Source organism: Rhodoblastus acidophilus (assembly GCF_025961575.1).
Lineage (GTDB): Bacteria > Pseudomonadota > Alphaproteobacteria > Rhizobiales > Beijerinckiaceae > Rhodoblastus > Rhodoblastus acidophilus_C.
The window spans coordinates 64,132-75,537 of the sequence record NZ_JAOQNX010000027.1 but is presented as its reverse complement, the minus strand read 5'-3'; the positions used below and the strand labels follow the sequence as shown (position 1 = coordinate 75,537).

Here is an 11,406-nt window from a genome sequence, read left to right as displayed (position 1 = left end):
CGTCCCGAGCTGCAGATCCTCACCTGCCATGACGAATATCTGCTGCACACCATGTTCGACGTCGACGGCGCGCTGGTGGGCTACGGCAATATCGCCCCCGAACTGCTGATCGCGATGATCAAGGCGGGCAAGGCCAAGGACTACGCCAAGGCCCGCGCGCTGCACGACCAGCTGCTGCCGGTGACCAAGGCCGTCTATCACCGCGGCTCGCATATGGAGGGCACCGTCGCGCTGAAATGGGCGCTGGTCGCGCGCGGCATCCTCGACCACGCCACGGTGCGCACCCCGCTGCTGCCGCTGGCCGAAGGCGCCGACAAGGAAATCGCCGACGCCATGCGCGCCGCTGGCCTCGGCAAGCCCCAGGGCTTCGCCCTCGCCGCCTGAGCCCCAAACCCAAGCCGCCAGCGCCGCGCCTCCCCCGCCGCGTTGGCAAACAAGCGGCGGCGTCCAAAAGACGCCGCCGCTTTCATTTTTGCAGCGCCGCGCAGGGGCGCCTGGGCGACAGCCAGATTGTCGCCCGTTTGCAACAGCGTTTGCGAATCGTGGCGCGCCTCTTGGCGCATTTGTCGCGTTCTCGCGGCATTAACGACTGAAAAGCATTATTTATCAATTCATTAAAGGCGCCTTGCGGAATGACCCTGGGAGCATCAAGTGCGCGTGCTCCCTTGACGGCCTCACAAAAGAAGATCAACAAAAGATCATAAAGCGTGAAAAGTTTCGCAATCCGAAAAAATAGAGGGAAGAACGCCGGTGTGGCTGGCAAGCTGCGCCCGTCGATGAGGAGAGAGAGCGATGACCTTGGCTTCAACAGGAACCCGACACGATGGCGGCGGCTTCGGCGCCGTCTCCCGATTGACGCTGCTGACGGCCTTCGCCGTGATGACGGGGCAGGGCGTGGCGCGCGCGGAAGACGTTGGCGCCTCCTCTGCGCAGATGACCGCCCGGGCCGATCAGATCGCCGAACTCAAGGCGCAGTCCGCCGCTTTGGAAAAGCGGAACACGGATCTCGTCAAGCGCCTCGAAAAACTCGAACGTCAACGCGGCGCGCCCGATCCGGCTTCGCTGCAAGCCCATGCGCCCGGTGCGGACTCCGTTGCGGCGCTGCCCAACGGCGTCAAGGACGTTATCGCGGGCGACGGCCCGCTCACATGGCATGGCCTCACGCTATACGGGTCCGTGCAGGCGGGCCTGGCGTATCTGACGCATGGCGCCCCTTTCAGCGGCTTCGCCGCATCGTCCTATCCCTACCTGATCTCGAAATACAGCAATCGGCCGGTGTTTGGCTTCGCCGGCAACAATTACGGCAACACCTATCTCGGCTTGAAGGGGGAAACAGAAATCATTCCGGGATGGTCGGCCTTCTTCAACCTGCAGTCCTACTTCGATTCCGGGTCCGGGCAATTGTCCGACGGCTTGAAGTCGCTCCAATTGCAAAATGGCGTCCCGCTCAAGAACCAGTCCGCCAACAGCGACACCAGCCTCGCCGGACAGCCGTTTAACGCCGCCGCTTTTGTCGGCGTGTCCTCGACGACGTTCGGCAAGCTGACATTCGGACGGCAGAATGCGCTGACCGCCGACAACATGATCAAATATGACCCCATGCGGACCGGCAACGGCTTCTCCGTTTTCGGCTATGCTGGAAGTTACAGCGCCATCGGCGCCACCGAGGACCGGCGCTGGGACATGGCCACCAAATATCAGGTTAGCGCGGGTCCCGCCCGCTTCGCCGCAATGGTCAAGCAAGGCGATTACGCCGGAGCCAATCCGGCTTACCAGATCGGCGGCGGCGCTTCCTATGAGGGCTTCTCGTTCGACGCCTATTTCGGCCATTACGCCGACGCCATCCTGTCGTCTTCGCTGACGTCCGTCCAATTGAAAACGCTGCCAGCCGACAGCCTCGCCGGAACGGTGGCCGACACCCAGGGCGCGCAAATCGGCGCCAGCTATACCTGGAAGGATTTCGTCATTTTCGGCGGCTACGAGCAGATTCATTTCTCGAACCCGTCGAACCGACTGTCTCCCGGCATTTCAACGATCGGCGGCTATGTCCTGAGCGCGATCAATAACGCCGCCTATCCGCATCAGCGCATCGTTCAGGCGGGTTGGACCGGCCTGCGCTACAGCTACAGCAAGGATCTGGAGTTTGACGCCGCCTATTATTCGGTGACGCAGAACAGCTATGGCGTGGCTTATTGCCGCAACACTTCGGCGATCACCTGCGCCGGTTGGCTGCAGGCTTATTCGCTCCTTGCCGATTACCGCCTGAGCAAGCGCTTCGACGTGTATGGCGGCCTGTTCTATTCGGTTTACGGCGGCGGCATGGCGAGCGGATCGCTCTACAAGAACAATTTCATGCCTCAGGCCGGGATGCGCTACACGTTCTGACGCATTCCATCCCCACGGCGTCTCCGTTTCGCGGCGCCAGGCGACGCCTTTTTCCCAAATGGTCGAACGGCCGCCCGCAAGCTGGTCTTGCGGGCGATTTCTTGTTTTCAGGCGACGCCTCGGCGCATTGCGCGATGTTCCGGTCTGCCGTAAGGCATTCTCTCGCATTCCCCGCGTTTCACATCGGGGCTTTCAGGACGACATCATGCGACAACCGAAAACGGCGAAGCCGGCGAGCGAAAAAAAGCCGAAAGACAGCGCAGCCGCCGCCAAGAGCACCGTCCAGTCGCTGGCCAAAGGGTTTCGCGTCCTCGAGATTTTTTCTGACGACCGCGATGACCTGACCCTGAGCGAAGTGGCGTCGGAGGCCGATCTCGACGCGGGAACCACCTATCGGTTGCTCACCACTCTGGTGAACCTTGGCTATGTCCACCGCGATGAAAAGACCAAGCGCTTTTCGCTGACGTTGAAAGTGCTCGACCTCGGCTTCCACGCCATCGGCCGGCGCGACATCCGCTCGATCGCGCGCCCCGCCTTGCGGCGACTCGTGCATGACACGGGCGAGGCCGCCAGCTTCGCCGTTCTTGAGGGCGCCGACGTTCTCTATATCGAAAGGGTCCGATCGGGCCTGGTGCGTTTCGGCGTGGATATCCGGGTGGGCACGACCATTCCCGCCCATATCAGCGTGATCGGCCAATGCATTCTCGCCTTTTTATCGCCGGCGTCGCTCGACGCCTATATGGCGGTGAGCCGCGATCGGACGCACAATTTCCGCGACAAACGCTCCGCCGAGGACGTGTTGCCCACCTTGGCCAGCATCCGGGAGAAAGGCTATGTCGTCGGCGAATCGACCCTGACCGAGGGGCTTCGGATCCTGGCCGTGCCTGTGCTCGGGCAGGATGGCGACGCCATCGGAGCGGTGAGCATCACGACGCCGACCGTACGCAGGCTCGCCGACAATCTGGAAAAAGGCGCATTGCAAGGCGCCAAGGCGGCGGCGCGTGAAATCGCCGCCGCGATCGAGGCCAATGGAAGCGTAGAGGCCTCTATCGCGGTTCATCGGTGAGCGCCGGTCCAAGGCCGGTCAGCCGGCCGCCGCCGATCGCCAGCGCATGCTCGATCGCGACTTTCCCGTAAATCGCCCTCATGGTAGCCATCGGTCCCGCCGTGGCTGCGCTCACCCTTCCAATCGGCGGCGAAGGCGGCCACCCGATTGTCGGAGCGGGTGAAGCCGAGTGCGACCAGATCGTCATGCAATTGTTTGAGCGTGCGTTTCTACTTGCGCGGCTTGCGCGCCGCCGCCTTCAGCCAGTCGGACAATTTCTCGGAAAAGGCGTCGAACTTGCTCGTCCGCTCCGGAACCTTGAATTTCACCTCGACAGCGTCGGAATGCAGATGTTTGCGGATGGTGTTGCGCGACAAGCCGGTCCGTCGCGCTATCTCCCGGATCGAAAGCTGGCCCCGCAACGCACGGCGCGGGTCACGCTCAATAACTCCATGTCGATCACTCCGCCGCCCCCCGCTGAAACGGACAGGGCGGATGCAAAACATGGGTCAACACCTTGGGCAACCTGTTGGAACATCCGGAAGCGGCGCTGCTGTTCCCGAATATCTCGGAGGGATGCGTCCTGCGTTGTCCGGACGGGCCCAAGTCGATTTGGCGGCGCGATCCTGGATCTTTGAGCCTTCGGCGGTGCAACGGCTTGTCCGCGCGGCGTTTTGACGTGACCCAAGAACGCGACCATCACCTTAGCCTTTGACCGCTGGCTGAGACCTTGAATCGCACCGCCGGGCGCGTCAATGCCCGAGACAACACCAACAGGCGCGATGTCGAGATTTTGGCGCTATATCCTTGGAAGACAGCGACATCACGTTTCCGGCGGCGCAGCAATATTCCGTCAGCACGTCGACCAGGAGATGAAGGCCCAATGCTCCTGGTCCCGCGTGAACAGGGGACCTTCTGGATTCGCCTCGCGCCATCCGCGCAAGCGCACCGACTCGGCCTCCGACAGAGGACCGAGAAAAAACGAGGCGTTGCGATGAAAACTCTCCCAGTCCGCCTTGGGTTCTTCCACACGCGGATGCGCGATGAAGTCGAGCCGGGGCATCCTGTTCATGCGATAGAGCAGATTCATGAAATAGATGTAGTCTGGCTTGTCGACGGTCGGCGCCACCTCTCGCCCGAGGGCTTTCAAGACGGCGGGGTTGACGACGCGCCACCCGACAGGCGCGGTGAGATAGACGCGCATTCTCGCCTGCCGGTCGATCTTGCGCAGCGCCGCCTCCAGATCCATCACGCCGGTCGAGCGCGAGGCGATGGCGATGTCGCAGACGGGCAGATCGCTCCAATCGTCCTCCCAGGCGCGCAACACCGCAGAAAAATTTGATGCGCCGGCTTCGGCGGCGCGCTGGCGCGCGACATCGAGCATGGCTGGGCTGTAATCGACCCCAACGATTTTTTCGAAGCGAGACGCCATCGCCAGCGGCAGAGCGCCATTGCCGCAACCGATGTCGATCAGGCTGTGGCAATCGGAAAAGTCCATGCGCGAGATGAAAGACTCAATATAACTGCCGCCCGCCCGAACCCGCGCGTCAAAAGCGGTCGCCCTTGCGTCCCAGAACTCGGGTGGCTTGGCCCAGCCTCCGGCTCGGGTCTGATGGTCGCGATACATGCGGCCAAAATCCAGCTCGGTGATGATGGGACGTTCTTCGCTCAAGGGTTTCACTCCGGCAGAAAGGCGCAGCGGCCATCGGGCGCCGCGAGGGCAGAGACTTTGACGCGATAGAGCCGCTCGATCGCCTCGGCGTCGAGCACGTCGCGCGGGGCGCCGTTCACGGCGATCCGCCCTTGCTCCAACAGCGCGATGGCGTCGGACGCCCAAAAAGCATGTTCGGGATGGTGGGTGCTGAGCAGCACGCCGAGGCCCTTGCGCTTCAACTCCTGCAACAAGCGCATCAGCCTGATTTGCGCGCCATAGTCGAGGCCCGCCATGGGTTCGTCCATCACCAGCAGGCTCGCCCCTTGCGCCAGCGCCCGGGCGATCAGGACGAGCTGGCGCTCGCCGCCGGACACTTCCGTATAGGACCGTTCGGCCAGCGTCAGAATGCCCAATTGATCGAGCAAGGCGTCGGCGGATGCGAAATCGTGCGACGTGACCGGCGTCAGCCAACCCGCGCGCGGCAGGCGCCCGAGCAAGACGACATCGCGCACGCGATAAGGAAACGGCGCGACATGGTTTTGCGCGACATAGGCGACTTTTCTGGCGATATCGCGGCGCGACCAGGCCCGCAGCTCGCGCCCCTCCAGCGCCACCGTGCCCGCCTCGGGGCGCAAAAAGCCCAGCATCAGCCGCAGCAGCGTGGTTTTTCCCGAGCCATTGGCGCCAAGCAGCGACACGATTTCGCCGGGGCCGAAGGCGAGCGTCGCGCCGTCGAGCACACGGCGTTTCTGGTTGCGCGCGAAGACCAGAGCAGTTGCTGCGAGCCGCGCCCTCACATCCAGCCCTTTCGCGCCCGGCGCAGCACCAGGATGAAGGCGGGGATCCCCAAAAGTTCGGTGATGATGCCGATGGGAATTTCCGTGCGGGTCAAACTGCGCGCCAGAGTGTCGGCGGCGATCAGGAAGATGGCGCCGACCAGGGCGGAGGCCGGCAGCAGGCGCGCATTGCCGGGCCCGACCATCAACCGGGCAAAATGCGGCGCGAACAGGCCGATCCAACCGATCATGCCGGCCAGCGACACGCTCAGCGCGGAAATGAAGGTGGCCGCGGCAATGGCGCCATAGCGCAGCGCCGCGACGGGCACGCCGAGCCCGCGCGCCTCGTCCTCGCCCATGGCCAGCGCGTCGAGCGGGCGCCCCAGCAGCGCCAGCGCCGCCATGCCCGCCAGCATCAGCGGCGCCGTCCAGAGGATTTGCGTGAGACCGATGGCGGCGAGGCTGCCCATCAGCCAATAGACGATGGCGGGAAGCTGGTCATAGGGATCGGCGGCATATTTTAGAATCGACAAAGCCGCGGTGAAGAAGGCGCCGGAGATCATGCCGCCGAGAATGAGGGTGATGGTCGAGGCCTCGCCGAACAGGCCGGCGACCCCCACGCCCAGCGCCACCGCGCCAATGCCTCCGGCGAAGGCAAATCCCTGCACGGCAATCCAGGACAGGCCCAGGATCAGCGCCAGCGCGGCGCCGAAACTCGCGCCGCCGAGCGCCCCGAGCAGGCCGGGCGAGGCCAGCGGATTGCGGAACACGGACTGATACGCCGCGCCGGCGACGCTGAGCGCCGCCCCGATGACCGCCGCCGCGAGAATGCGCGGCAAGCGGATGTCGACGAGAATATTGCGCAGCAGATCGTCGCGCGCCTGATCGGGCGCCGCAAGTTTTGCGCGCGAGGCAAGAAAGCCCAGAATGTCTCCGACCGAAAGCCCGTAGCGTCCCACCGAAAGCGCGGCGATGCAGGTCGCGAGCAGAGCGGCGACGAGCCCCAGGAACAGCAGCAGCGTGCGGGCGCGGTCAGTTGAATAGGCGCGCGACATCTTCGTCGGTGAGTTCGACGCCCAGGAACAGTTTATAAAATCTCTTCGTCTCGGCCTTGATGTCGAGCGGCAACGCCTGCGGATAGAAAATGTTCGCAAGCCATTGGGCGCCGAGCACGCGCATAAAACTCGGGGGACGATCGAGCCAGTTGAGCGGTGTTTTTGGCACGGTGTAGACGCGGCCCTCTGCCGCGGCTTTGACATTGCGCCATTCCGGCGATTGCGCGACCTCCTTGAATTTCTGGTCGAGCGCGACGATCAGCGCGGGCTGGCGGGCGATGATCTCTTCAAGCGAGATTTTCTCCATGCCCATATGGGTGGCCTGCGCGCAATGATAGATGCTGTCGCCGCCGGCGAGGCGGAACGCCTCCATGTGGAAGGAGGAATCGCATTCGGTGGCGAGGCCGTCGGCGCTTTCGGCGTAAAGCAGTTTTATGCGTTTGTCCGGCGGAACGCTGGCGACCGCCGTCTTCACACGGTCGAGCGCGGCGACGACATAAGCCTTGAGTTCGTCGGTGCGGGCGCGACGGTCGAGCAGGTCGCCGAGAAAATCCAGCGCCGCCGGGTAATCCTCGATCTTGCTCACGTTCAGGTAGATCACCGGCCGCCCAGTCTGCGCCCAGCTTTGTTCCGCCGGCGGATGGCCGCCCAGCGGATCGGTCCAGGCGATGATCACATCCGGGTGCAGCGCCATGATTTCTTCCGGATTGGCGGCGCGGTTCTGGCCGGGCGTGCCGCCCGCCGCCGGCAGATCGGCGAGGCGCTTCGCGAAAAACGGCTTTTGCTTGTCGGTGAGCGGCACATTCACGGCGCTGAGCAGATCGGGCGCGACGACATACATCAGCACGGTCAGCGGATAGGACGCCGAAAAGACTTTTGTGATCTTGTCGGGAACCTGGACCGTATGTCCGGCCATGTCGACGATATCGCGCGCCTGCGCGGGCGCCACCAGCGCCAGCAGGATGGCGGCGATGCGAGCAAGCGATGTCATCAGGCGGCTTCCCGGGCCAGCGCGGGCCGAATGAACTTGGCGAAATCGGTGAGGGTTTGCAGGTTTTTCGCCGCGTCGAGCGAAGCCGGCTTCAGCAGCAGGGAGCGCGGCGCCGCGCGGCGCTGGATTTCCTGAACCTGCGCGATGACCTCGTCATAGGAGCCGATCAGCGAGCGCGCGATCACGCCCTCGGCGTCGAAGGACGGTCCCTTGCCAATCCCATCCGGAACTTTGGCCATGAAAATGCCCCTCATGCGCTCGGAAAAACGCGCGACAAAAGGCTGGGCTTCCGCGAGCGCCTGCTCGCGGGTGGGCGCGGCAAAATAGAACCGGGCCAGCGCCAAATGCGGATTGACTCCCGGCGCCGCCGCGCGATAGGTCTCGACAATGTCCACCACTTTTTGCAGCGGGAAAGGCGAGCCGCCCATCACGCCAATGCCCCTTTTCGCCGCGTATTGGATGGCGTCGGGCGTGGTGGTGGCGATCCACACCGGCATGGTCTTTTGCAGGGGCTTCGGCGCCAACCGCACCGAATCCACCTGATAATAGCGGCCGGAAAAACTCACTTCCTCCTCGGCGAACAAACGCTGGATCAGCTCCAGCGCCTCGATGGTCATGTCGCGCGACACATCCTTGTCCGCATGAAAATGCTTGTTTTGCAAGGGGAACGGACCGCCCCTGGCGACGCCGAAATCGAAGCGGCCGCCGGACAATATGTCGATGGTGGCGACATCCTCGGCCACCTGGATCGGATTGCGGAACGGCAGCAGCACCGCGGCCGAGCCGAGCCGGATTGTCGAGGTCACCCCGGCGAGATAGGCGAGCAGGGCCAGGATCGACGGGCTCGCCGCATCCGGATTGAAATGATGCTCGGCGACCCAGGCTTCCTCAAACCCGAGCGCCTCCACATGCTGCACGAGCCGCGTCTGCGTCGTGAGGCAATGAACGTAATCGTCGCGCGGATTTTCGTAAGTGCAGAAGACACCGATGCGCATGACGGCCTCTCAATAGCGCCAGGCGAGCTTGCCGAGGACGGCGCGCGGCGCGCCGGGATAGTAGATGCCGGAGGATGAGGTCGCCTGATAGTAGCCCGAGGAGATCTGGCCGATATAGGCGGCGTCGAACAGGTTTGTCACGGTGATGCTGGCCTCCATCTCACCAAAATCGACGGGACGGCGGTAGGCGAGCCGCATGTCGACGGTCGCATAACCGGGGACCGACTGCTTGTGGGAGGTGTCGCCATAACGGTCGCCGACGATGTGAACGATCGGCGAGAACGAAAAACCGTTCCAGCGCGCTTCGGCGCCCAGCGTCGAGATCCACAGCGGCGCGTCGGGAATCAGCTTGCCGTCCACCTTGGTCGCGGCGATCACCGCAGCCGAAGCGCCGGGCCAATACGGCAGGTTTCCGACGAAGGTGACGTTCTGATAGCCGATCGCCGCAAAGGCCGAGAGATATTCGCTGGGGTCGAACTTGACCATCGCCTGCGCGCCCAGCGACTGGCTTTCGCCCACGGTCTGGGAAAAGGCGACGCCGACGCCCGGATCGTAGGAGACGTTCTGATCGTGGTTGCGCGCGTAGAAAACGGTCGGGCTGAAGGTTCCCGGTCCGATGGGCGACGCGAATCTCCAGTCGAAGCCGAGATCGACGACGTCATCGGTTTCCGGCTTGCTCGCATGCCAGAGCTGGTTGAGGTTCATCCCCGCCTTGTTGAGCGCGGCGGCGTTCTGCTGGTAGGTCGGCCACAGGTCGATGGCCGGGCCCGTATAGGTGACGCCGAAGCTTGCGCGCGCCGTAAGGTCGCTGTTCACATCATAGGCGAGCGCCAGATAGGGCAGCGCCGCGCCCACTGTCGCGGGCGTTACGCTGTTCTGGGCGTTGACGGTGGAGGCCGCGATCGCGGTCGAATAGGAAACGTTGCCGGCGCCCGCGCCCGGGATCATGGCGTTGATCCCCGGCAGGGTCTGCCACATGTAGCGCAAGCCCACCTGCACGCGCAGCGCGTCGAAGCGGCGGTCCGCCAGCGCGTAGAGCGAATTGAACAGGTTCGGCTGGGTCTGCTGCGCCAGTATGCCCCAGCTCTTGAAGGTCAGACCGCCCGCGGCATTGGGCGCATACATCTTCCAGGCCGTGGGCGGCCCGGGTAGTTCGCCGGCGCCGCCCCAGTAGCCGAGCGTCAAATCCGTATCCAGGGCGCGGGTCTTCAGTTCGGCGACGCCGCCATAATAATCATGGTCGATCAGCCATTGGCGAACCATGCCATTGGCCATGCCGTCCAGGTAATAGCCGTTCTCGTGAAGGAAATAGGGTTTTACGGTGATGACGGTGTCGGCGTTGAGCCTGTAGGAGACTTCGGCGAAAGCCGACCACACGTCAAAACTCTGACGATTGTAGCCGTACCAGTTCATCAGACTGCCGGCGACCGGGACCCCGGTGAAATCGAGGAAGCGATATTTCGGCAGATTGCTGGCCTGCGCGTAGGTCAGGCCCTGATAGGTGTTCTGGTCGACCTGGGTGTGGGCGACCAGCGCCTTGACGTCGAGCGAATCGTTCGGCCGGGTCTCGAGTCCGGCGGTGAAATCGCCCTTGCCATCCGGCGACTTGCCGGTTCCCCGCCATTTGTCGGCGTCGGTCCAGGCGCCGGAGAGGAAGAATTTGGTCGTATTGTCGAACAGCAGTCCGGAATCCACGCGCGCAAAGGTGCGCAAGAAATTGTAGGAGCCGACGCTCTGCGAAATCTCGCCGCCCATCTTGTCCTTCGGCCAGGCGATCTGGCTGTCGATCACGCCGGCGGAGGTGAAATAGGAGAGCACATTGGGCGCGATCGGGCCCTGGTAGAGGGTGGTGCGGGCGAAATTCTCATTGGGGATCAGGAACATCGCACCGACGCCGGGATTGGCGCCGGCGAGCGGAATGCCGTCCACCGTGCTCATGCTGTCGCCATGCTGGCCCATGATGCCGCGCACGCGAATGCCCTTGGTCCCGCCCGGAAGATTGGCGGCGGCGTAGGGATCGATCGCCGGCGCGTCCACGGCGGGCAAGTTGCCGACCGTGCGCAGCACGTTGGAGCCGCCGTTGGACACGCCGAAATCGACGCCGTCGCCGCTGACGTCATAAGCGGTGGCCGCCCCATCGCGCCGGGAGGGAAGCTGCGCGGAGGGGCGGCCGGAGGCTGCCGCCGCATCCGTCGCCGCGCCGGAGGGCGGCGCGGCGGAAGACGCGGCGGCAGGAGCCTCGACATGAATCTCGGGGACGGATTCCTGTGCCCAAGCGCCCGAGGCGACAAGACAGGCGCCCAGCGAGACGCTGGCGCGCAGGGCGGCAAGGAGGGAAGAACGGCGCATGAGCAGGGATCCTCGGAATCGCGCGGGCGTTTATGTATCTCAAATACATGAATATAAGGCTCGTGGCTCTGTGATAAGAGGATTTTTGGCCGCATTCTGCCTATTTTATGGTCATATCGAGGCAGAGTTTCGGCGTGCTGGTTTCATATTATGAAA

Annotated in this window: 9 protein-coding genes and 1 pseudogene; 3 read left to right on the top strand and 7 right to left on the bottom strand. The window is 63.7% G+C overall.

The window, feature by feature from the left end:
• From M2320_RS17895 to M2320_RS17885, 3 genes are all read left to right on the top strand, one after another.
• Positions 1 to 384, top strand: a 384-nt coding sequence (locus M2320_RS17895) for a dihydrodipicolinate synthase family protein (RefSeq protein ID WP_264598444.1), incomplete at its 5' end; no start/stop codon positions are given.
• 408 nt (positions 385 to 792) lie between these two features.
• On the top strand, positions 793 to 2,385 hold the full coding sequence (locus tag M2320_RS17890; RefSeq protein ID WP_264598443.1) for a porin: 1,593 nt from the start codon (positions 793 to 795) through the stop codon (positions 2,383 to 2,385).
• Positions 2,386 to 2,590: 205 nt separating this feature from the next.
• Positions 2,591 to 3,451 (top strand): IclR family transcriptional regulator, encoded by an 861-nt coding sequence (locus M2320_RS17885; RefSeq protein ID WP_264598442.1) that lies wholly within the window; start codon positions 2,591 to 2,593, stop codon positions 3,449 to 3,451.
• A 101-nt stretch (positions 3,452 to 3,552) separates the two neighbouring features.
• On the opposite strand, the pseudogene M2320_RS17880 reads toward M2320_RS17885, so the two are convergent.
• The 7 genes and pseudogenes from M2320_RS17880 to M2320_RS17850 all read right to left on the bottom strand — a co-directional run.
• Positions 3,553 to 3,884, bottom strand: a pseudogene (locus tag M2320_RS17880) (IS21 family transposase); the annotation flags it as partial.
• A 399-nt stretch (positions 3,885 to 4,283) separates the two neighbouring features.
• The gene (locus M2320_RS17875; RefSeq protein ID WP_264598441.1) at positions 4,284 to 5,102 is read right to left on the bottom strand and encodes a class I SAM-dependent methyltransferase; all 819 of its coding nucleotides are present in this window, start codon (positions 5,100 to 5,102) and stop codon (positions 4,284 to 4,286) included.
• 5 nt (positions 5,103 to 5,107) lie between these two features.
• Entirely contained in the window at positions 5,108 to 5,881 is a 774-nt protein-coding gene (locus M2320_RS17870) for an ABC transporter ATP-binding protein (RefSeq protein WP_264598440.1), read from the bottom strand.
• On the bottom strand, positions 5,878 to 6,915 hold the full coding sequence (locus tag M2320_RS17865) for a FecCD family ABC transporter permease (protein WP_264598439.1): 1,038 nt from the start codon (positions 6,913 to 6,915) through the stop codon (positions 5,878 to 5,880). Before M2320_RS17865 ends, M2320_RS17870 begins: the two co-directional genes overlap by 4 nt.
• Positions 6,893 to 7,906, bottom strand: coding sequence for an ABC transporter substrate-binding protein (locus M2320_RS17860; RefSeq protein WP_264598438.1), 1,014 nt, complete (start codon positions 7,904 to 7,906; stop codon positions 6,893 to 6,895). The genes M2320_RS17865 and M2320_RS17860 overlap by 23 nt, the downstream gene beginning before the upstream one ends.
• Positions 7,906 to 8,901, bottom strand: coding sequence for an LLM class flavin-dependent oxidoreductase (locus tag M2320_RS17855; protein WP_264598437.1), 996 nt, complete (start codon positions 8,899 to 8,901; stop codon positions 7,906 to 7,908). Before M2320_RS17855 ends, M2320_RS17860 begins: the two co-directional genes overlap by 1 nt.
• A 9-nt stretch (positions 8,902 to 8,910) precedes the next feature.
• Positions 8,911 to 11,250, bottom strand: coding sequence for a TonB-dependent receptor (locus M2320_RS17850; RefSeq protein WP_264598436.1), 2,340 nt, complete (start codon positions 11,248 to 11,250; stop codon positions 8,911 to 8,913).
• Between the last annotated feature and the right edge of the window lie 156 nt (positions 11,251 to 11,406).